A 20,601-nucleotide genomic window follows, 5' to 3' on the forward strand; every position below is an offset into this window, starting at 1 on the left:
CGCGCCCTGCGCGCGGCATCCACTCGGCACAGGCGTCGGAACGCGGCATCCGGCCCGGTACGATAGGCCCGATGGCCCCCGACGATTCCGCTGCACCGACAGCGCCCGAGCTGTATCGCGAGATTCCGCGCGCCGAGTGGGCGCGCCTGGCCGCCGACATGGCGCAGCCGCTGACCGAGACCGAGGTCGTGCAGATCCGGGGGCTCGGCGACCGGCTCGACCTCGCCGAGGTCAACGACGTCTACCTGCCGCTGAGCCGCCTGCTGAGCCTGTATGCCGCCGCGACTAAGCGGCTCGGCGCCGACACCGCCGGCTTTCTGCACGAGCGCGACGACACCACCACCCCGTTCGTGATCGCGGTGGCCGGATCGGTCGCGGTCGGCAAGTCCACCAGTGCGCGGCTGCTGCGCGAGCTGGTCAGCCGCTGGGCCGACACGCCCCGCGTCGAGCTGGTCACCACCGACGGCTTCCTTTATCCGAACGCGGAGCTCGCACGCCGCGGTCTGATGGACCGCAAGGGCTTCCCGGAGTCGTACGACCGCCGCGCGCTGGTCGAATTCCTGATGCAGATCAAGAGCGGCGCGGCCGAGGCGCGCGCGCCCTTCTACTCGCACATGCGGTACGACATCGTCCCCGACGCGAACGTCACCGTCCGCCGCCCCGACGTCGTCATCGTCGAGGGCCTGAACGTGCTGCAGCCGCCGCCCACCCCCAACGACGTCGCCGTGAGCGACTTGTTCGACTTCTCGATCTATGTGGATGCCGACGCCAGCCACATCGAGCGCTGGTACGTGGATCGATTCCTGTCGCTGCGCCAGGGCGCGTTCAGCAACCCGAACTCGTTCTTCAAGGTCTTCGCCGAACTCAGCGATGAGGATGCCCGCTCCCGCGCCCTCGGCTTCTGGAACGAGACCAATCTGCCCAACCTCGAGGAGAACGTGCTGCCCACCCGGCATCGCGCGACCCTGGTGCTGCGCAAGGGCCCCAACCACGCGGTGGAGAAGGTGCAGCTGCGCAAGCTGTAGGCGCGGCGGCGCCCCGAGACCGGTTCGTTCAGCCGCTTCCCACTCCACGGCCAATACGATTGAGCCCATGTGTGGAATCGTCGGTTACGTGGGCTCGAGCGCGAGCGAGAGCATCTTGATGTCGGGTCTTGCGCGCCTGGAATACCGCGGCTATGACTCAGCCGGCATCGCCGTGATCGGCGACGACGGGCACCTGGCGATGCGCAAGCGCGCCGGCAAGCTCAGCGTGCTGCGCGAGGACCTCGCCGCACACCCGCTGCCCGGCGGCGTCACCGGGATCGGCCATACGCGCTGGGCCACGCACGGCGGCCCCACCGACGTCAACGCGCACCCGCACCTGGCCGATGACGGCAAGCTCGCGGTCATCCACAACGGCATCATCGAGAACTTCGTGGCGCTGAAGGACGAGCTCGTCTCGGACGGCATCGAGTTCGTCAGTGAGACCGACACCGAGGTCGCCGCGGCGTTGCTGGCTCGCGAGTACGGTGCCGCCGGCGGCGACCTGCAGGCCGCGTTCCGTGCCACGGTCGGCCGGCTGGACGGCGCCTTCACGCTGCTGGCCATGCACGAGGACCACCCCGGCCTGGTCGTCGGCGCCCGCCGCAATTCGCCGCTGGTGATCGGCCTGGGCGAGGGCGAGACCTTCCTCGGCTCCGACGTCGCCGCGTTCGTCGAGCACACCCGGCACGCCCTGGCGATCGGGCAGGACCAGATCGTCGCGATCCGTCCCGGTTCGGTCGAGGTCACCGATTTCGACGGCGCCGAGGTGCAGCCGGAGCCGTTCGAGGTGACGTGGGATGCCGCCGCCGCCGAGAAGGGCGGCTGGTCGTCGTTCATGGCCAAAGAGGTGTCCGAAGAGCCCGAGGCCGTCGCGAACACGATCCGCGGCCGCATCCACGATTCTGCCGTCGTGATCCCCGAGCTCGACGGCCTGGACGAGCTGTTCGCCGGCACCGAGCGCATTCTGGTGATCGCCTGCGGCACCGCCGCCTATGCCGGCCAGGTCGGCAAGTACGCGCTCGAGAAGTGGGCGCGCGTGCCGGTGGACGTCGAGCTCGCCCACGAGTTCCGCTACCGCGATCCGGTGCTCAGCGCAGGCACCCTGGTCGTGTCGATCAGCCAGTCCGGCGAGACGATGGACACGCTGATGGCCGTCAAGTACGCGCGCGAGCGCGGCGCGAAGACGCTGTCGATCTGCAACACGCAGGGCGCCACCATCCCGCGCGAATCGGATGCCGTCGTCTACACGCACGCCGGACCCGAGGTCGCCGTGGCCTCGACCAAGGCGTTCGTCGCGCAGATCACCGCGCTCTACCTGCTGGCACTGCACATCGCCCGCGTGCGCGACTCGATCTCGGCGGCCGATCAGGCCCGCCATGTCGCCGAGCTGGAGGCCGTGCCGGCCAAGATCGCGCACATTCTGGAGCACGAGCAGGAACGCACGACGCAGCTCGCGCACTGGATGGCCGACACCCGATCGGTGCTGTTCCTCGGTCGGCATGTGGGCTTCCCGATCGCGCTCGAGGGCGCGCTCAAGCTCAAGGAGATCTCGTACATCCACGCCGAGGGCTTCGCCGCCGGCGAGCTCAAGCACGGCCCGATCGCGCTGATCGAGCCCGGTCAGCCGGTGTTCGTGATCGTGCCGTCGCCGCGCGAATCGTCGCTGCTGCACGACAAGGTTGTCTCGAACATCCAGGAGATCCGCGCGCGCGGTGCGCGGGTGATCGTGATCGCCGAGGCGGGGGATGCCGCGGTGCTGCCGTTCGCCGACGAGGTGCTGCGCATCCCGCTGGCGGGTCCAATGTTCGAGGCGCTGCTGGCCGTCGTGCCGCTGCACATCTTCGCGATGGGCCTGGCCACCGCGCGCGGCCTGGACGTGGACCAGCCCCGCAACCTGGCCAAGTCGGTCACGGTCGAATAGCCGGCGGTGCGCCCCGTCCCGAGAAGGCGGGTTGTGCGCCGAGAAGGCGGGTTGTGCGCCGAGAAGGTGCGTCGTGCGCCGAGAAGGGGGGCACCTTTTCGCGGTGGAATGCACCTTCTCGCGGTGGAATGCGCCTTCTCGGCAGGGCGGGGTGGCGCGATAAGGTCGAGGATGCCGCCGGTCACGGCGCGAGGGGAGTCCGGATGATCGTCGGCATCGGCATCGACCTGGTCGACGTCGCCCGGTTCGAGCGCACCATCGCGCGCACGCCGCGCCTGCTCACCCGCCTGTTCGCCCCCGCCGAACGACCGCTGAAGGCGAGCTCGCTGGCCGCCCGCTACGCCGCGAAGGAAGCGCTGATCAAGGCGCTCGGCGGCTCGGACGGCGTGCACTGGACCGAGATCGAAATCACGCCCGACACCGAGGGACGCCCCTGGTTCACCCTGACCGGCTCGAGCGCCGACGTCGTCGCCGCGCGCGGAATCGGAACCCTGCATCTGTCGATGTCGCACGACGCGGGCCTGGCGATCGCCTACGTCGTCGCCGACAGCGAGCGGCTGCCGGCCGAGGCATCCGGCCCCGCCGCGTACGGCCGGGCCGCGTCCGGCCCCGCCGCGTACGGCCGGGCCGCGTCCGGCCCCGCCGCACCGGCGGCCAAGGCATCCCGCCCCTTCCCGGCCGGCCCATCCGGCCCCGCCCCCGCCCCCGACGGGACCGCGGCATGACCCCGCTCGCGCCCGGCGTGCTGCGCGAGGCCGTCATCGACACCGACGCGATCACGGCGAACGTGCGCCACCTGCGCCGGACCACCGGAACCGACGTGCTGGCCGTGGTCAAGGCCGACGGATACGGGCACGGCGCCGTGCGCAGCGCGTGCGCCGCACTCGCCGGCGGCGCCACCCGGCTCGGCGTGACCGACCTGTCCGAGGCCTTCGAGCTGCGCGAGGCCGGCATCGACGCGCCGATCCTCTCCTGGCTGCACGCCCCCGGCACGTCCTTCGCGCATGCCGTGGCATCCGGCATCGAACTCGGCATCTCGCGGATGGGTCAGCTGCACGACGCGGCCGACGCGGCATCCGCCGACCGTCCCGCCGTGCTGCACCTCAAGCTCGAGACGGGCTTGGGCCGCAACGGCATCGCGCCCGGCGAAACCGCCGCGGTCTTCGCCGAAGCCGCCCGTCTCGAGCGGACCGGCCGGGTGCGTGTGATAGGCCTGTTCAGCCACCTCTCGAACACCTCTCCCGAAGAGGACCGGGCCTCGCTGGCGCGGTTCCGGGCGGCGGCGGACGCGGCATCCGCTGCCGGCCTGAGCCCCCGCATCCACCACCTCGCGGCCACCCAGGCCGCGCTCTCGCTGCCCGAGACGCGCCTGGACTGCGTGCGCGTCGGACTCGGCATCTACGGCCTGTCGCCGTTCGACGACCGCACCTCGTCCGAACTCGGGCTGCGCCCCGCGATGACCCTGCGTGCTGCCGTCATCGCGGTGCGCCGAGTCGATGCCGGCCATGGCGTGTCGTACGGCTATACCTACCGCACACCGCGCGAGACGACACTCGTGCTCGTGCCGATCGGCTACGCCGACGGCGTGCCGCGGCAGGCATCCGACGCCGGCCCCGTCACGATCGGCGGCCGGCGCTACCAGGTCTCGGGCCGCATCGCGATGGACCAGTTCGTGGTCGACGTCGGCAACGCCGCGGTGCGGGTCGGCGACGAGGTGGTGCTCTTCGGCGACCCGGAGGCCGGCGTTCCGGCCGTCGAGGAGTGGGCGGCGGCGGCATCCACCATCAATTACGAGACGGTCACCCGGATCGGCCCGCGCGTGCCCCGCCGTCAGGTCGGCGCGTGAGCGCGGTGCACGGCCCTCGCGTGAGCGCGGCTCGAGCCTCGGGCGGGCAGAACTCCTCTGATCTGCGCCGGATCGGTGCTTGGTGGGCTGCTTCTGCGGGTTCGGTGCACCGATCGGAGGAGTCCTGGCCGGGAGTGACCCCGTGAGCGGGCTGGATGCCCTCACCGGACGCCGCGAGATCGCCTCAGCGGCCGATATGGAGCAGCTCGGCAGGCAGATCGGCGGGATGCTGTCGGCCGGCGACCTGGTCGTGCTGGCCGGTCCGCTCGGAGCAGGCAAGACCACGCTCACCCGCGGCATCGCGGAGGGGCTCGGCGTGCGCGGGCCGGTGCAGAGCCCGACGTTCGTGATCGCCCGCACGCATCCGTCGCTGGTCGGCGGACCGCCCCTGGTGCACGTCGACGCCTACCGGCTCGGCTCGGCGCTCGAGCTGGACGACCTCGACATCGACGTGGAGGGCTCGGTCGTCGTCGTCGAGTGGGGTCGCGGCATGGCCGAAGGCCTGCGCGAGAGCTGGTGGGAGGTCGAGCTCGGGCGCGCCGTCGGCGTCGCGTCGGACTGGGATCCGGAAGACGAGGATGCCCCCGACCCGCGCACCGTGACGATCACGCGCCGCCCGTAGAGCGTGTCGCGGCCCGGCGGGCGGACGGCCGCGGTGCACCTGATGCCCCGGCGCGGCGGGCGGCCGCGACATACCTGATATCCCCGCGTGGCAGGCATCCAGAGCCGCCGACTACCCTGGAGACGTGATTCTCGGCATCGACACCTCCCTCGGCACGTCGGTCGCCCTGATCGACGCCGACGGGGTGATCCGCGCGCAGGTGTCCAGCGCCGACCCGCTCGCGCATGCCGAAGTGATCGGCACGCTGCTGCAGCAGGTGATCGATGATCCGGAGGTGCGTCGCGGCGTGTCGCGGGCATCCGGCGATGCCTTTTTCGCGTCCTCAACTTCCGGGTCAGATACTGCGCGAACTTCCGGTTCAGACAGCCGGGAGGCTTCGGTGTCGGGCAATGGGCGCAATTCCGGATCGGGCAGTGGCGTGCGGGAGCAGATCACCCACGTCGCCGCAGGCATGGGGCCGGGGCCGTTCACGGGCCTGCGCATCGGGATCGCCGCCGCGCGGGCGTTCGCGCTGGGGCGGGGCATTCCGGTCATCCCGGTCGTCAGCCACGATGCCATCGCGCTGGAGCGCCTGCTGCATGATGTCCTCACCGACGCGCCGGATGCCGAGCCCGGCCGGTTCGCCGTCGCCACCGACGCGCGGCGCCGCGAGTTCGCCTATTCGGTGTACGACGGGATCGGCGACGACGGGCTGCCGATCCGGGTGGCCGGGCCGCAGCTGGCCCACCGGGACGCGCTCGATGCGGTGTTGGCCGCGGAGGGCGCCGAGCGCGTCGACGCGCACGCGGTGTCGGCCGCGATGATCGCGCTGGTCGCGGCGCGTGCGCTCGCCGCCGGCCGGGTGGTCGGCCCGGCCGACGCGCTCTACCTGCGTTCGCCCGACGTGGTCCCGCCGGCTCCGCCCAAGAAGGTCAGCGCATGAAGCCCGACGACGGCGCGGCCATCCGCACCGCCACCCGCGACGACCTGGACGCGATCATGGCGCTGGAACGGGCATCCTTCCCCACCGACGCCTGGAGCGAGCGCCTGATGCGCGACGAGCTCGTCTCGCCGCATGGCCGCTACCTGGTGCTCGAATCGGGCGGCGCGCTCGCCGGCTATGGCGGGTTGCGCGCGCCGAGCCGGTCGCGCGACGGAGACATCCAGACGATCGCCGTGGCGGCGGCATCCCGCGGCCGTGGCTGGGGCCGGATGCTGCTGGATGCCCTCATCGACGAGGCCGTCGCGCGCGGCGTGCGCGACCTGTTTCTCGAGGTGCGCGCCGACAACCCGGTCGCCCAGGCGCTGTATGCGTCCGAAGGGTTCCGCGAGGTGGGCCGCCGGGCGCACTACTACCAGCCCGACGACGTCGACGCGATCGTGATGCAGGCCGATCTGCGCGTTCGTGCGGCCGACCCGGCGGCCAGAACTCCTCTGAAATCGGCCGAATCGGCGCGGAACGGGCCTGATTCGGGCATTGCGGCGCGGATCGAAGGAGTTCTGCGCGGCGCGGCGGCCAACCCGGCGCAGGAAGGGACCCGAGATGACGCCTGAACCGCTCGTGCTGGGCATCGAGAGCAGCTGCGACGAGACCGGGATCGGCATCGTCCGCGGCCGGACGCTGCTGTCGAACACCATCGCCAGCAGCATGGAACAGCACGCCCGCTACGGCGGCGTCGTGCCCGAGGTCGCCGCCCGCGCGCACCTCGAGGCACTGCAGCCGGCCATCGCCGCCGCCCTGGCCGAGGCGCAGGTCGCGCTGACCGACCTCGATGCGATCGCGGTCACCTCCGGTCCGGGCCTGGCCGGCGCCCTGATGGTCGGCGTCGGCGCCGCCAAGGCGCTCGCCGTCGCGCTGGACAAGCCGCTCTACGCCGTCAACCACCTCGTCGGCCACATCGCTGCCGACGTGCTCGACGCCGAGCCGCTGGAGCACCCGACCGTCGCGCTGCTGGTCTCGGGGGGGCACACCTCGCTGCTGCTCGTGCGCGAGCTGACGGCGGACGTCGAGCTGCTCGGCGAGACGATGGATGACGCCGCCGGCGAGGCGTTCGACAAGGTCGCGCGCATCCTCGGCCTGCCCTATCCCGGCGGTCCCGAGATCGATCGGGCGGCGACCGGCGGCGACCCGACCGCGATCCGCTTTCCGCGCGGGCTGTCACGTGCGTCGGACATGGCCGCGCACCGCTACGACTTCTCGTTCTCGGGCCTGAAGACCGCCGTCGCCCGCTGGGTCGAGCAGCGCGAGGCGGCCGGCGAGCCGGTGCCGATCGCGGATGTCGCCGCCGGCTTCCGCGAGGCGGTCGTCGATGTGCTGGTCACCAAAGCGCTGGATGCCTGTGCCCGGCACGACGTGCCGCGCCTGCTGCTGGGCGGGGGAGTGATCGCCAACCGCCGCCTGCGCGAGGTCGCCCTGGAGCGCGCCGCCGCGGCCGGCGTGACGGTGCGCATCCCGCCGCTGCGCCTGTGCACCGACAACGGCGCCATGATCGCCGGCCTGGCCGGTCAGCTGATCGCGGCCGGTCGCCGCCCGTCGACGCTCGCCTTCGGCGCGGACTCGACGCTGCCGGTCACCGAGATCCAGGTCGCTGAATCGGATGCCGCATGAGTGCGCCTGAGCAGGATGACGCGTCGATGAACCAATCGCTGGGCGAGCGCAGCGAGGCGGAGCGCCCGGGAACCGAAGGCGCCGCCGGCGTGCGGCCCGCGGCGGACGGTGTCGCGAGTGACGTGGCCGCCGTGGCGGACGACGCGGCGGGGGACGAAGTAGGCGAGTCGGAAGGGACCGCGTCGGCCGGCCCCAGTAACCCGGACGCGTCCGCGCGCGGGATCGACCTCGGCAGCGAGCCGAGCACGAGTCTGCCCGGCGAGCACCGCGGCGGGTTCGGCCGGCTGCCGACTGCCCCGGTCGATGTGCCCCCGACCACCGCCGGCCCGGACGAACACGTCGACCTGCTGGCCGACGCGCAATGGCTGGAGCCCGAGCCCGCAAGGCCGCACCGCGGCTGGGCCGGCTGGGCACTGGGCCTGGCGATCGTCGGCCTGGTCGTGTCGTTCTTCGTCGGCTGGGGATTCCCGCTGGGACTGGTCGCCATCGTCACCGCGAGCGTCGGCCTGCGGCGCCCACTGGAGAGCCGCGTGGTCGCCGGCTGGGCGCTGGCCCTCGGCATCCTCTCGGTGCTCTACAGTGCCGGCTGGCTGCTGTGGACCGCCAACCACGGCGGCCTCTTCAGCTGACTGCGCCCCGCCCTCACCCGACCCGGTCGGCGAGGATCGCCACGTGCTTGCCGCCGGCCCGCGTCAGCACCAGCGTCGCCTCGGCGTCGCCGCGCAGCGTCAGCGAGCGACGGAATGCGGCGGGGTCGACATCCATGCCGCGCTTCTTGATCTCGAGCCGTCCGATCCCGTGCGCGACCAGCACGCGACTGATTGCCTTGGCATTGGCGGGCATCGTCTCGCGCACCCGGAACGACTGCACGAACGGGCTCGTGACCGCGCCGTCGCCGGTCAGGTACGCGATCCGAGGATCGAGCATGCCGGCGTCCAACTGCTGTGCCACGGTACCGATCAGCCGCGCCCGGATGACTGCGCCGTCGGGCTCGTGCAGGTAGCCGCCGAGCGGGCGCACCGCGGCATCTGGGGCATCCGCGGCTGCCGTCAGCTCGTGCGCCCGACCGTCGCGCAGCACCAGTGCCGCACGCCGCACACCCGGCCGCGCCAGGGCACCGGTCCACACCACCAGCTCGACCACCGAGCCGTCGGCGCTGACCCACTGGGTCTCGGCGTCGGCCGGCAGCGCCGCGCGGTCGTGCCCGGGCCCCAGCTTCACACCCGTCGGCCGGCTCGCCGCGGCGTCGAAGACCCACTCCAGCGGCGGCGCATAGTCGGCCGCGCCCACCCGTCGCGTCTCACGGTGCCCGGCCGTGCGGCGGGCCGGATCCAGCCACAGAGCGTCGACGACGCCCAGGTCGGATGTCTCGGCCTGCCCGTGCGTCACGGTCACATCCGCGCCGAACACGGCCAGGTTGTAGGCGGCGATCGCCGCCGTCACCTCGTCGGCATCCACCGCCTGCACCGTCAGGCCGGCGCCGGCGAACGCGAGGGAGTCGCCGCCGATGCCGCAGCCCAGATCGGCGATGCGGGTGAGGCCGGCGGCCCGCATCCGGCCGGCGTGGCGCGCGGCCACCGGCAACCGGGTCGCCTGTTCGAGACCGGCGCGGGTGAACAGCATCCGACTCGCGAACTCGCCGAACTTCGCGGTCGCCTTCTGCCGCAGGTGCGCCTGTCCGACCACCGCCGCGACCAGGTCGGGCGCCTCACCGGCCGCCCGCAGCCGCGACACCGCCTGCGCCGCCTCGGCCGTGGAGGAGATCGGCCCGAGATCGCCCAGCAGCGCCAGCCCGTGCGGGGTCAGCAGGGCCGTCAGTTCAGACATCTGCACCCGTCCAGCGTAGGGGCGCACCGGCCCCCGCGCCCGCCGAGCACGAGCACCGCCCAGCATCCGCACCTGCCGGACGCGAGCACGAGCACCCGCCGAGTTGGCACTCGCGTTGCGTGAGTGCCAACTCATGCATAAACTGGGATCAGCACTCGGCACGTCAGAGTGCTAACGAGTCTTCAGTCTCAACAAGGAAGAGGTAGACCGTGTCGGTTTCCATCAAGCCGCTCGAGGACCGCATCGTCATCACGCAGGTCGAGGCCGAGCAGACCACCGCGAGTGGTCTGGTCATTCCGGACACCGCGAAGGAGAAGCCCCAGGAGGGCGAGGTCGTCGCCGTGGGTCCGGGTCGCATCGATGACAACGGCAACCGCGTCCCGCTCGACGTCGCCGTCGGCGACCGCGTGCTGTACAGCAAGTACGGTGGGACCGAGGTGAAGTTCGGCGCTGACGAGTTCCTCGTCCTGTCGGCTCGCGACGTCCTGGCGATCGTCGTCCGCTAGTTCTGTGCGCGAAGGGTCCGCAGGCTTCGGCCTGCGGACCCTTCGTCGTGTCGGGGCCGGTCGTGGTGAGAAGGTGGAGAAGTGACACAGCAGGATGCCGGCGGCCCGCGCGCGCGCCCGGCCGTCGTCGGCGGCGCGTACGCGTTCGTCGCCTACCTGCTGTGGGGCCTGTTCCCGCTGTACTTCATCGCGCTGCTGCCCTCCGGCCCCTGGGAGGTGGTGGCCTGGCGGGTGCTGCTGACGGTGGTGTTCTGCGTCATCGCCATCTCCGTCATGCGCGGATGGTCGGCCCTGGGCCGCATCGTGCGCCAGCCGCGGCTGCTGGGGCTGTCGGCGCTGGCGGGCGTGCTGATCTTCGTCAACTGGACCGTCTATCTGATCGCGACCCTCACCGGGCACGTGATCGAAGCGAGCCTGGGGTACTTCATCAACCCGATCGTCACGGTGCTGCTGGGCGTGCTGGTGCTGCACGAGCGGCTGCGCCGCCTGCAATGGGCGGCGATCGGCTTCGCTGCCGCGGCCGTGACCGTCATCGTGATCGGCTACGGCAAGATGCCGTGGATCTCCCTCCTGCTGGCGTTCTCGTTCGGCTTCTACGGGCTCGTGAAGAACCGGATCGGCCCGTCGGTGGACGCCCTCAGCGGGCTGGCCCTCGAGACGGCGTGGCTGATCCCGGTCGCCGCCGGCATGCTGATCTGGGTCAGTGCCACCACTGGGATCACGGTGGGCACCGCCGGCATCGGACACGGGGTGCTGCTGCTGATGGCCGGGGTGGTCACCGCGGTGCCGCTGCTGCTGTTCGCCGCCGCCACCCGGCGCGCGCCGCTGAGCCTGGTCGGCCTGCTGCAGTTCCTGAACCCCATCCTGCAATTCGTCATCGGCGCCGCGATCCTGCACGAGGACATGCCGCTGGAGCGATGGATCGGCTTCGCCCTGGTCTGGGTGGCTCTGATCGTCCTGACCATCGACTCGCTGATCGCCGTGCGCCGCGCGCACGACGCGCCCGGGATCAACCCCGTCGCCGACATCACCTGAGGCGCGGATGCCGGTGCCCGGCGGCGATGAGGGTCACAGTATGCCGGTTGTGGCATCCGCCCCGCCCGTCGGGCGCGGATCGTTAACGCACCGATACTTATCGGAGCCGCATCAGGCGCGTTCTCGCCATATGGTGGGAGGACGTGGCACGACCACGTCAAGCAAAGGAGCACCATGAACGGACTTAAGGGCCTGCGCCGCGGAAGGGGCGTTGCCATCCTCACGCTGGCAAGTGCCGCGGCTCTCGTTATGGCGGGCTGCAGCAGCACGCCGTCAGCATCCCCGTCGGGGAACACTTCAGCAGGGCCGGCAACGGAGCTGACCTTCAAGATGGGGTCGCTGCTGCCCGAAACCGGTTCGCTGGCATTCCTCGGCCCGCCCATGGAGGCTGCCGTGGGACTGGCCGTCCAGGAGGTCAACGAAGCCAAGACCGGCATCACGATCGACTACACGGCCGCCGACGAGGGTGACACCGACACGAAGGCGTACGAGACCTCGGTCACGAAGCTGCGCAGCGCGGGCATCACCGGAATGGTCGGAGCGGCTGCGTCGGGCGTCACGAAGCTGATCCTGGACGGCAACGTCGCCGCAGGCATCCTCACCGTGTCGCCGTCGAACACGTCGCCGGACTTCACCGACTTCCCGGGCAAGAACGGCCTGTTCTTCCGCACCGCGCCCAGCGATCTGCTGCAAGGCGAAGTGCTCGGCAACCTGATCGCGCAGGACGCCCACAAGTCGCTGGGCATCATCTACCAGAACGACCCGTATGGCACGGGCCTGGCGGCAGCGATCAAGAGCACGTTCGAGTCCACCGGCGGCAAGGTCGTCGCAGAGGCCTCGTACAACGTCGGTGACGCGCAGTTCGACTCGCAGGTCGCCACGATCAAGGCGGCGAACCCGGATGCGGTCGCGGTCGTCTCGTTCGACCAGTTCAAGACGATCGGCCCGCTGATGGTCAACGCGGGTCTGCCGTCGAAGGACTTCTACCTGGTCGACGGCAACACGGTCGACTACAGCAACAAGAAGGACATGTCGGTCTCGCTCGAAGGCGCCCAGGGCACCCGCCCCGGGCCGAAGCTGGCGGATGACTTCACCAGCCGCGTCCAGAAGTACTGGACCGGCAAGGGCAACGGCGAGGTCAAGGACTTCACCTACGCCGCCGAGGCCTACGACGCCGTCGTGCTGATGTCGCTGTCGGCACTGGCAGCGAAGTCGACCGTGGGCAAGGACATGGCAGCCAAGATGCAGGAGGTCTCGGGCGGATCCGGCAACGGCACGAAGTGCGACAGCTTCGTCAAGTGCGCCAAGATCATCAACGACGGCGGCGTGCCGGCCTACCAGGGCTACTCCGGAGAGAGCGCGTTCGACGCGAAGGGCGACCCGCACGGTGCGGTGATCGGCATCTTCAAGTACAACGCCGACAACACCTACACCCGGACCAACTAGTCCGCATTCAGAAGTGCCCCGGGCCGATGGCCCGGGGCACTTCTGCTGTGCTTTCGCGAGGTGGTGTGTTTGTCGGCGAGGTGGTGTGTAGCGGGCCCGGACCTTCTCGGCGTGGGACGGACCTTCTCGGCGTGGAACGCGCCTTCTCGGCGCGAGGTGCGCCTTCTCGGCGGGGCGGCGGGGCGGCGGGGCGGCGAGCGCGGGCACGGACACGGGTGCCCGACGCAGCGCAGCGCAGGGGAGGGGCTACGCGGCCTCGGTGCCCAGGGTGCCCAGGTACAGGCCGATCACCTTGGGATCGTTCAGCAGATCGCGACCGGTGCCCTCGTAGGCGTCCTTGCCCTGATCGAGCACGTACCCGCGGTCGCAGATCTGCAGGCAGCGCCGCGCGTTCTGCTCGACCATGATCGTGGTCACGCCCGCCTTGTTGATGTCCGAGACACGGATGAACGCGTCATCCTGGCGCACCGGCGACAGCCCCGCCGACGGCTCGTCCAGCAGCAGCACGGTCGGGTCCATCATCAGTGCGCGGCACATCGCCACCATCTGGCGCTCGCCGCCCGACAGCGACCCAGCACGCTGGTTCAGCCGCGAGCCCAGCTCGCTGAAGATCCCGGTCACGAACTCGAGCCGCTCCCGATAGATCTTCGGGTTCTGGAACAGTCCCATCTGCAGGTTCTCGGCGATCGTCAGCGAGGGGAACACGTTGTTGGTCTGCGGCACGAACGCGACACCTCGCGCGACCAGCTTGTCGGCTTTGAGCCCCACGATGCTCTCGCCGTTGACGCGGACGTCGCCGCCGCGCACCTGCACGAGCCCGAAGATCGCCTTCAGCAGCGTGGACTTGCCGGCGCCGTTCGGGCCGATGATGCCGACGAGCTCGCCCTGGTGCGCGACCAGATTCGTGCCGTGCAGGATGTCCACGCCCGGCAGATAGCCGGCCTTGACGTTCTCGACCTCGACGACGAGTGTGCGCTGATCGGTCACGGCTTGTCTCTCCCGTCCGGGCCCTCGGCATCCTCGCCGCCGGCCTCCTCGACTTCTTCTTCGATCGCCTCGAGCAGCCGGATCGCCGAGGTGTTCAGCTCGCCCTCGATGCGCCCGGTGACCACCCCCAGGTCGACGTCCTGATGGCTGCCCAGGTACGCGTCGACGACGGCCGGGTCCTCCATCACGGTCTCGGGCGGCCCCTCGGCGACGACGCGCCCCTCGGCCATCACGACCACCCAGTCGGCGATGTGGCGCACCATGTGCATGTCGTGCTCGACGAACAGCACCGACATCCCGGCATCCTTCAGCCCGAGGATGTGCCCGAGCAGCGACTGGGTCAGCGCCGGGTTCACGCCCGCCATCGGCTCGTCGAGCATGACCAGCTGCGGGTCGCACATCAGCGCGCGCGCCATCTCGAGCAGCTTGCGCTGCCCACCCGACAGCGACGCGGCGAAGTCCTGCTCCTTGGTGTCGAGCTTGAACCGGGTGAGCAGGTCGCGCGCCTTCTCTTCGATCTCGCGCTCCTGCGGGCGCCACAGCGCCGGGAACAGGCTCGACCAGAAGCGTTCGCCGCGCTGGTTCGGTGCGCCGAGCTTCATGTTCTCGAGCACGGTCAGCAGCGACAGCGCCTTGGTCAGCTGGAAGGTGCGCACCTGGCCCATCCGCGCCACCTTGAACGACGGCACGCCGGCGAGCTCGGTGCCGTCATACGCCCAGTGGCCCGAGTTGGGCTTGTCGAACCCGCAGAGCAGGTTGAACAGCGTGGTTTTGCCGGCACCGTTGGGTCCGATCAGCGCCGTGATCGTGCCGCGCGGAATTTCGAGGTGGTCGACATCCACGGCGGTGAGTCCGCCGAAATGACGCTTGACATTGTCGATGACCAGGATCGGGTCGTTCTTGGCGACGCCGGGCACCGGCGCCCCCTTGGCGAGCCCAGTCGACTTCGCAACATGGATGCCGTCCGTGGTCGGTGCGGGCTCCGAGGCGTGCGGCGAGCCGGCGCCCTCCGGCAGTTCACTGGGCGGGTTATTTGACAAAGGTCATCTCCCTCTTGTCGCCGAGCAGTCCCTGCGGCCGGAAGATCACCAGCAGCATCAGCGTGACGCCGACCAGGATGAACCGGATGGTGCCGGCCTGGAAGGTCGACACCGGCAGGACGCCGGCGGCGGCCAGGTCGGGCAGCACATTGCCGAGGAAGGCGAACACCACCCAGAAGATCACGGTGCCCAGCGTCGGGCCGAAGATCGTGGCCGCACCGCCCAGCAGCAGGATCGTCCACAGGAAGAACGTCAGCGAGGTCGAATAGCTGCCCGGCACGGCGGCCGAGGGCAGGATGAACACGATCCCGCCGGCCGCGCCGATGACACCGCCGAGCACGAGGGACTGCATCTTGAACGCGAACACGTTCTTGCCCAGGGCCCGCACGGCGTCCTCGTCTTCGCGGATGCCCTTGAGCACGCGTCCCCAGGGGCTGCGCATCAGCAGCCACACCAGCACGATCGAGATCGCGAGCAGGATGAGACCGAACACGCGCTCCCACAGCTCGTTCTGGTTGAACGTCCACGGGCCGAACCCGTAGGTTCCCACCGGGAACGGGTTCGCGCCGCGGAAGCCGGCGTGGTAGCCAGCCAGTCCGCCCGAACCGCCGGTCCACTTCTGGAACACCTCGGTCAGAAACAGCAGCCGTACGATCTCGGCCGCGGCGATCGTCGCGATGGCCAGATAGTCCGCGCGCAGGCGCAGGGTCGGGATGCCCAGGACCAGGGCGAACAGGGCGCCGGCGGCCAGGCCGATGAGCATGCCGAGCCACCACGGCAGTGAGAACGAGATCACCGAGATGGCATAGCCGTAGCCGCCGACGGCCATGAACGCCGCCATGCCGAAGTTCAGCAGGCCGCCGTAGCCGAAGTGCACGGCCAGGCCCGTGGCCGCCAGGGCGTACGCGACCGTGACCGGGCTGATCAGATAGACCGCGGTGTTGCTGAGAATGCTTCCCCAGTCCATGTCAGCCCAGCCTCTCTCGGCGTCCCAGCAACCCCTGTGGGCGCACCAGCAGAATGATGATCAGCACGATCAGCGCGCTCGCGTACTTCAGATCCGACGGGATCCACAGCGTGGACACTTCGATCGCGACACCGACGATCAGCGAGCCGACCATCGCCCCGAACGCGGTGCCGAGGCCGCCCAGAGTCATCGCACTGAAGATCAGCAGCAGCATCTGCACGCCCATGTCCCACTTCACGCCGGGACGGTAGTACGCCCACAGCACGCCCGAGATCGCGGCCAGTCCCGCCGCGAGGATCCACACGATGCGGATCACCCGGTCGACGTTGATGCCGGATGCCGCAGCCAGTTGCGGATTGTCCGAAATGGCCCGCGTGGCCTTGCCGATCCTGGTGCGGGTGAGGAAGTACGCGACGCCCAGGATCGCGATCAAGCTCACGCCCATGCTGATCAGGTCGATGTAGGACAGCGAGATCGGCCCGAGCTGCATCGGCGTCGGGCTCGAACCCGGCAGCTGCTCGGTGCCGCCGCCGATCAGGAACTGGAAGAAGTAGCGCAGCGCCAGCGACAGGCCGATGCTGACGATCATCACCTGCACGACTCCGAGGCCTCTGCGGCGCAGCGGGCGCCACAGCGCGGCATCCATCCCCCAGCCCAGCAGTCCGCCGGCGAGGACCGCCGCGATCAGACCCAGCCACAGCGGCAGCTGCCAGACGCTCGTCGCGATCAGGGCGACCAGGCCGCCCCAGGTCACCATCTCGGCGTGCGCGAAGTTCGCGAGCTTGGTCGTGCCGTAGATCAGCGCGGCGCCCATCGAGGCGAGCCCCAGCAGCAGGCCGAAGTTGATGCCCTGCACGGCCCGGCCGATGAACTGGCTGAACATCGATTGAGTCACGCGCTCGCCCTGGCCGAGGAACAGGTTGACGATCTTCGTGTTCGTCAGACCGAACTTCACCTCTTGCGAGGCGGAGTCGCCGGCGACGATGACGCCCTTGGGCAGCGTCGACTCGTCGACGGTCAGCGTGTAGGTCGCCCTCTTGGGCACATACAGCTTCCAGCGGCCGTCCACGTCGGTCTTGGTGCTGGCGCTGAACCCGTTGCCCGCGACGGCGATCACCACGCCCGCCAGCGGCTTGTCCTTGTACGAGATGAAACCGGCGAAGTAGAAGTCGGTCTTCGGCGTGTTCTCGTCCGCCGGGGCGATCCGAGCGCTGGCGTGCGACGCCGCAGTGGTGGTGTGCGTGGCGGCGTGGGGGGCCGTCTGCGACGCGGCCGCGGTGACGGCAACGGTGGTCGGGGCATCCGCCTGTTCCTGCGCGAAGGCCGCGCCGGCGGGCACCGTCAGCAGCATCAATGCAGCGGCGGCTGCGCCGATCAGCGCCACCGCCCATTTTGCGGGTCGGCGTGGCGCCGGGGTGTTCAGTCTCACGCAACCTCCACATTGAGAACGCCGCCCCTCCAGCCGCGCGGCTTCCTTGACTGCGCAGCAGGGGTCGTGGGCGCGACCCGTCAGGGGTGACCGTCTGAGCGTAACCTGTGAGCGGCGCGTTGTCCTATCGCCCGACCGAAATGTGCGCACAATGCTCTGTCGACGCGGTGTGCTAAGCGCGGGCGCCTTCGGGAATGCCGCGCGCCCCCGCGCGCTTACAATGAGATATCGGCGGGGGGCGCCCCGCCGCTCGGTACGCGCCGTGGGCGCGAAAGGAGCCTTGATGGACCAGCCCGACCCCTTCGGTTTCGTCGGCCTCACCTATGACGATGTGCTGCTGCTGCCCGGACACACTGATGTCATCCCGAGCGAGGCGGACACCTCCTCGCGCGTGACCCGGCGCATCACGGTCGCCACCCCGCTGCTGTCGGCGGCGATGGACACCGTGACCGAGGCGCGGATGGCGATCGCCATCGCCCGTGAGGGAGGCCTCGGCATCCTGCATCGCAACATGTCGATCGAGGACCAGGCGAGCATGGCCGACCAGGTCAAGCGCAGCGAGTCGGGCATGATCACCAACCCGATCACGACGACTGAGGATGCCTCGATCGAAGAGGTCGACGCGCTGTGCGCGCAGTACCGCATCTCGGGCCTGCCGGTCATCGATGCCGATCGGCACCTGATCGGCATCATCACCAACCGCGACATGCGGTTCGTGTCGGGCTTCGAGCGCCAGACCACCAAGGTGCGCGATGTCATGACCAAGGAGGGCCTGATCACCGGGCCGGTCGGCATCAGCGCCGGCGAGGTCATCGCGACCTTCGCGAAGCACCGCGTCGAGAAGCTGCCGCTGATCGACGACGAGGGCAAGCTCGCGGGCCTGATCACGATCAAGGACTTCGACAAGAGCGAGAAGTACCCGCTGGCCACCAAGGACGAGCAGGGCCGGCTGCGCGTCGGCGCCGCGATCGGCTTCTTCGGCGACGCGTGGGAACGCGCACAAGCGCTGCGCGACGCCGGCGTGGACGCCCTGGTGGTCGACACCGCCAACGGCCAGTCCGCCGGGGTCATCGACATCATCACGCGGCTCAAGGCCGACCCCTCGTTCGCCGGGATCGACATCATCGGCGGCAACGTGGCGACCCGTGAGGGCGCGCAGGCGCTGATCGATGCCGGGGTGGATGCCGTCAAGGTCGGCGTCGGGCCCGGGTCGATCTGCACGACCCGCATCGTCGCCGGCGTCGGCGTGCCGCAGGTGACCGCGGTGTACGAGGCGTACCTGGCCGCCCGCGAGGCGGGCATCCCGGTCATCGCCGACGGCGGTCTGCAGTACTCCGGCGACATCGCCAAGGCGCTGGTCGCGGGGGCCGACACCGTCATGATCGGATCGCTGTTCGCCGGCACCGACGAGTCGCCGGGCGAGATCGTGTTCCAGGGCGGCAAGCAGTTCAAGCTGTACCGGGGGATGGGGTCGCTGGGCGCGCTGCAGACCCGCGGCAAGAAGACGTCGTACTCGAAGGACCGCTACTTCCAGGCGGACGTCCCCACCGACGACAAGCTCATCCCCGAGGGCATCGAGGGCCAGGTCGCCTACCGCGGCCCCGTCTCGGCCGTCGCCTACCAGCTGATCGGCGGGCTGCGTCAGTCGATGTTCTACGTCGGCGCACGCACCGTCGAAGAGCTCAAGGCACGCGGAAAGTTCGTGCGGATCACCGCCGCCGGCCTCAAGGAATCGCACCCGCACGACGTGCAGATCGTCGTCGAGGCACCCAACTACAAGAAGTAGGCCCGCCGGGCCTGGCGGCCGCTGGGCGGCGCGCCAGCGGCTGCCGGGCCGCGCGCCCGTTTCTGACGCCCGCGCCCGTTGTTTTCATACGCGGGTGTCGGTGTGTACCGCGCGAGCGTGGCTGGCGCCGTGCTGGGTGTCGCGGCTGAGACCGGCGCCGCCGAACGGTCGCGCGGTGCGGCACCCCCGCGGCATCCATCCTTGCCCTCTGACAGGGTTCGGAGGATCGCGCGAAGTTCGGATGCGTCTGGGCGGATGGGTCCGAACTTGGTGTGATTCGCCGATGTCTGGGTGGTCCTTGCCTTAGAAATTCCTGATCGAGGGATATATGCAGGTGCCCGTATATGGCGGATGTCGCGCGTCGGAGCTCTGTGCCCTCCCGGACATCGCGCGGCGGCGGTTTCCGTCGTCCTCCGCAAGGCCCTCCTTGACGTGCCTCGTGACTGGGGTATACGTTTTCGCTCGAACGCCGTGCCGGGTCGGTCGAATTCGGGTTTCGACTTACGCACTCCGGGCTGCGCTCAAGCTTGCGATCCTTTTGGTCGCCTTGGGGAAGCTGTTGCGATGCCTGCGATCGGCAAAATGCCGCGCCATGCCAGCACACGCTTTTCTGTGCCCGCACGCTGGGCTGGACGCCCCCTCCTGACGCTGGTCGTATCGCTGGCCATGGCCGTCACCCCGATGAGCGGATCCCTCGTCGCAGTCGCGGCTCCGATCGCCGCGGCGCCGGCCGCTCCGGTGGCGCCGGTGGCCGCGCCCGCGGCACCGAGCACCGGGCTGAGCACGCCCGCGTCGACCCCGGCGGTGACAGCCACCGCGGCGCCGGTTCTTCCTGCGCAGAAGCAGACCAGGGTGAAGTCCGTCCGCGTCGTCGTCCCGCCGACCGGCAGTTCGCGCCCGGTCACGATCCAGGTGACCACGACCACACCGGTGCCGGTGCCGTCCGCCTCGAGCGCACCCACGGCGACCCCGACTCCGACACCTACCGCGACGAGCACCGGGTCGCAGATGGTCTGCGTGCGTTCGGCCGACGGCAACTCGGTCACGTGCAGCTCGGGCAAGAGTTCGACGCCGACGCCGACGCCGACGCCGACGCCGACCCCCACGCCGACGCCGACCCCCACGCCCACGCCGACCCCCACGCCCACGCCGACCCCCACGCCGACCCCCACGCCCACGCCGACCCCCACGCCCACGCCGACCCCCACGCCCACGCCGACGCCGACCCCCACGCCGACCCCCACGCCGAGCCCTGCTCCGACCGATTCGTCGAGCACGATCTCTGACGGCACGCACCTGCTGCAGGCGGCTTCAGCCCCCAGCACGCCGGTCACGGACGCGCCGCTGTCGGCGAGCGCGCTGGCCTCCGCGGTCGCCCAGGCCGAGAGCGAGTGGCACGCCGTCGATCCCACCGCGTCGTTCAGCGGGTTCACCGCGAGCGTGGGCGACCTGCCCGACCTCGACCTGGGATCCGAAGGATCGAGCGCCGTGGTCATCGACTCCGACGCCGCCGGGTGGGGCTGGGGCAGCGGCACGTCGCACATGGACCTGCTCACCGTCGTCCGCCATGAGATCGG

Annotated in this window: 18 protein-coding genes and 1 pseudogene; 13 read left to right on the forward strand and 6 right to left on the reverse strand. The window is 70.4% G+C overall.

The genetic code is table 11. The features are described from left to right. Positions 1 to 71 precede the first annotated feature (71 nt). The 9 genes and pseudogenes from coaA to ABD705_RS07725 all read left to right on the forward strand — a co-directional run bounded on the left by coaA (position 72) and on the right by ABD705_RS07725 (position 8,630). Entirely contained in the window at positions 72 to 1,025 is a 954-nt protein-coding gene (gene coaA, locus ABD705_RS07685) for a type I pantothenate kinase (protein ID WP_344782219.1), read from the forward strand. 67 nt (positions 1,026 to 1,092) lie between these two features. Then, complete coding sequence (gene glmS, locus ABD705_RS07690) at positions 1,093 to 2,946, forward strand: glutamine--fructose-6-phosphate transaminase (isomerizing) (protein WP_344782221.1); 1,854 nt, start codon at positions 1,093 to 1,095, stop codon at positions 2,944 to 2,946. 203 nt (positions 2,947 to 3,149) lie between these two features. Next, positions 3,150 to 3,500: pseudogene (locus ABD705_RS07695) on the forward strand (holo-ACP synthase); the annotation flags it as partial. Positions 3,501 to 3,667: 167 nt separating this feature from the next. Beyond that, positions 3,668 to 4,792 (forward strand): alanine racemase, encoded by a 1,125-nt coding sequence (alr, locus tag ABD705_RS07700; RefSeq protein ID WP_344782223.1) that lies wholly within the window; start codon positions 3,668 to 3,670, stop codon positions 4,790 to 4,792. Between the two features lie 196 nt (positions 4,793 to 4,988). Next, the gene (gene tsaE / locus ABD705_RS07705; RefSeq protein WP_425562056.1) at positions 4,989 to 5,414 is read left to right on the forward strand and encodes a tRNA (adenosine(37)-N6)-threonylcarbamoyltransferase complex ATPase subunit type 1 TsaE; all 426 of its coding nucleotides are present in this window, start codon (positions 4,989 to 4,991) and stop codon (positions 5,412 to 5,414) included. A gap of 124 nt (positions 5,415 to 5,538) precedes the next feature. Continuing rightward, positions 5,539 to 6,336: a tRNA (adenosine(37)-N6)-threonylcarbamoyltransferase complex dimerization subunit type 1 TsaB gene (tsaB, locus tag ABD705_RS07710; protein WP_344782227.1), complete on the forward strand. Its 798-nt coding sequence runs from the start codon at positions 5,539 to 5,541 to the stop codon at positions 6,334 to 6,336. Next, positions 6,333 to 6,947: a ribosomal protein S18-alanine N-acetyltransferase gene (gene rimI / locus ABD705_RS07715; RefSeq protein ID WP_344782228.1), complete on the forward strand. Its 615-nt coding sequence runs from the start codon at positions 6,333 to 6,335 to the stop codon at positions 6,945 to 6,947. Before tsaB ends, rimI begins: the two co-directional genes overlap by 4 nt. Further along, on the forward strand, positions 6,937 to 8,001 hold the full coding sequence (gene tsaD, locus ABD705_RS07720; RefSeq protein WP_344782229.1) for a tRNA (adenosine(37)-N6)-threonylcarbamoyltransferase complex transferase subunit TsaD: 1,065 nt from the start codon (positions 6,937 to 6,939) through the stop codon (positions 7,999 to 8,001). The genes rimI and tsaD overlap by 11 nt, the downstream gene beginning before the upstream one ends. After that, positions 7,998 to 8,630 carry a hypothetical protein gene (locus ABD705_RS07725; RefSeq protein WP_344782230.1) on the forward strand — a complete coding sequence of 211 codons (633 nt, stop codon included), beginning with the start codon at positions 7,998 to 8,000 and terminating at the stop codon, positions 8,628 to 8,630. The genes tsaD and ABD705_RS07725 overlap by 4 nt, the downstream gene beginning before the upstream one ends. A 13-nt stretch (positions 8,631 to 8,643) precedes the next feature. Here the strand turns inward: ABD705_RS07725 and ABD705_RS07730 are convergent, their stop codons facing one another. Beyond that, the gene (locus ABD705_RS07730) at positions 8,644 to 9,834 is read right to left on the reverse strand and encodes a class I SAM-dependent methyltransferase (RefSeq protein WP_344782232.1); all 1,191 of its coding nucleotides are present in this window, start codon (positions 9,832 to 9,834) and stop codon (positions 8,644 to 8,646) included. Positions 9,835 to 10,037: 203 nt separating this feature from the next. On the opposite strand from ABD705_RS07730, the gene groES reads away from it, so the two are divergent. The 3 genes from groES (at position 10,038) to ABD705_RS07745 (ending at position 12,815) form a co-directional block, all read left to right on the forward strand. Then, positions 10,038 to 10,334 carry a co-chaperone GroES gene (gene groES, locus ABD705_RS07735; RefSeq protein WP_344782234.1) on the forward strand — a complete coding sequence of 99 codons (297 nt, stop codon included), beginning with the start codon at positions 10,038 to 10,040 and terminating at the stop codon, positions 10,332 to 10,334. An 81-nt stretch (positions 10,335 to 10,415) separates the two neighbouring features. Further along, positions 10,416 to 11,369, forward strand: coding sequence for an EamA family transporter RarD (gene rarD, locus ABD705_RS07740; RefSeq protein WP_344782236.1), 954 nt, complete (start codon positions 10,416 to 10,418; stop codon positions 11,367 to 11,369). A gap of 174 nt (positions 11,370 to 11,543) precedes the next feature. After that, on the forward strand, positions 11,544 to 12,815 hold the full coding sequence (locus ABD705_RS07745) for an ABC transporter substrate-binding protein (RefSeq protein WP_344782238.1): 1,272 nt from the start codon (positions 11,544 to 11,546) through the stop codon (positions 12,813 to 12,815). Between the two features lie 246 nt (positions 12,816 to 13,061). On the opposite strand, the gene ABD705_RS07750 is transcribed toward ABD705_RS07745, so the two are convergent. The 4 genes from ABD705_RS07750 to ABD705_RS07765 all read right to left on the reverse strand — a co-directional run bounded on the left by ABD705_RS07750 (position 13,062) and on the right by ABD705_RS07765 (position 17,238). Next, positions 13,062 to 13,802 carry an ABC transporter ATP-binding protein gene (locus tag ABD705_RS07750; protein WP_344782240.1) on the reverse strand — a complete coding sequence of 247 codons (741 nt, stop codon included), beginning with the start codon at positions 13,800 to 13,802 and terminating at the stop codon, positions 13,062 to 13,064. Then, entirely contained in the window at positions 13,799 to 14,761 is a 963-nt protein-coding gene (locus ABD705_RS07755; RefSeq protein WP_344782433.1) for an ABC transporter ATP-binding protein, read from the reverse strand. Before ABD705_RS07755 ends, ABD705_RS07750 begins: the two co-directional genes overlap by 4 nt. Before the next feature lie 70 nt (positions 14,762 to 14,831). Continuing rightward, a complete protein-coding gene (locus tag ABD705_RS07760; RefSeq protein ID WP_344782242.1) occupies positions 14,832 to 15,809 on the reverse strand; it encodes a branched-chain amino acid ABC transporter permease in 978 nt (325 codons plus the stop codon). Between the two features lies 1 nt (position 15,810). Next, complete coding sequence (locus ABD705_RS07765; RefSeq protein WP_344782244.1) at positions 15,811 to 17,238, reverse strand: ABC transporter permease subunit; 1,428 nt, start codon at positions 17,236 to 17,238, stop codon at positions 15,811 to 15,813. Between the two features lie 283 nt (positions 17,239 to 17,521). On the opposite strand from ABD705_RS07765, the gene guaB reads away from it, so the two are divergent. Beyond that, positions 17,522 to 19,024: an IMP dehydrogenase gene (gene guaB, locus ABD705_RS07770; protein WP_344782246.1), complete on the forward strand. Its 1,503-nt coding sequence runs from the start codon at positions 17,522 to 17,524 to the stop codon at positions 19,022 to 19,024. 521 nt (positions 19,025 to 19,545) lie between these two features. Here the strand turns inward: guaB and ABD705_RS07775 are convergent. Beyond that, positions 19,546 to 20,580: a hypothetical protein gene (locus ABD705_RS07775; protein WP_344782248.1), complete on the reverse strand. Its 1,035-nt coding sequence runs from the start codon at positions 20,578 to 20,580 to the stop codon at positions 19,546 to 19,548. Positions 20,581 to 20,601: the final 21 nt, after the last annotated feature.

It is taken from the genome of Microbacterium kribbense (genome assembly GCF_039537285.1).
Lineage (GTDB): Bacteria > Actinomycetota > Actinomycetes > Actinomycetales > Microbacteriaceae > Microbacterium > Microbacterium kribbense.

What these genes read in the sequence shown, in the direction of transcription:
- coaA (WP_344782219.1), top strand. Translation starts at nt 72, where the DNA reads ATGGCCCCCGACGATTCCGCTGCACCGACAGCGCCCGAGCTGTATCGC.
- glmS (WP_344782221.1), top strand. Translation starts at nt 1,093, where the DNA reads ATGTGTGGAATCGTCGGTTACGTGGGCTCGAGCGCGAGCGAGAGCATC.
- alr (WP_344782223.1), top strand. Translation starts at nt 3,668, where the DNA reads ATGACCCCGCTCGCGCCCGGCGTGCTGCGCGAGGCCGTCATCGACACC.
- tsaE (WP_425562056.1), top strand. Translation starts at nt 4,989, where the DNA reads ATGGAGCAGCTCGGCAGGCAGATCGGCGGGATGCTGTCGGCCGGCGAC.
- rimI (WP_344782228.1), top strand. Translation starts at nt 6,333, where the DNA reads ATGAAGCCCGACGACGGCGCGGCCATCCGCACCGCCACCCGCGACGAC.
- tsaD (WP_344782229.1), top strand. Translation starts at nt 6,937, where the DNA reads ATGACGCCTGAACCGCTCGTGCTGGGCATCGAGAGCAGCTGCGACGAG.
- ABD705_RS07725 (WP_344782230.1), top strand. Translation starts at nt 7,998, where the DNA reads ATGAGTGCGCCTGAGCAGGATGACGCGTCGATGAACCAATCGCTGGGC.
- ABD705_RS07745 (WP_344782238.1), top strand. Translation starts at nt 11,544, where the DNA reads ATGAACGGACTTAAGGGCCTGCGCCGCGGAAGGGGCGTTGCCATCCTC.
- ABD705_RS07760 (WP_344782242.1), bottom strand. Translation starts at nt 15,809, where the DNA reads ATGGACTGGGGAAGCATTCTCAGCAACACCGCGGTCTATCTGATCAGC.
- guaB (WP_344782246.1), top strand. Translation starts at nt 17,522, where the DNA reads ATGGACCAGCCCGACCCCTTCGGTTTCGTCGGCCTCACCTATGACGAT.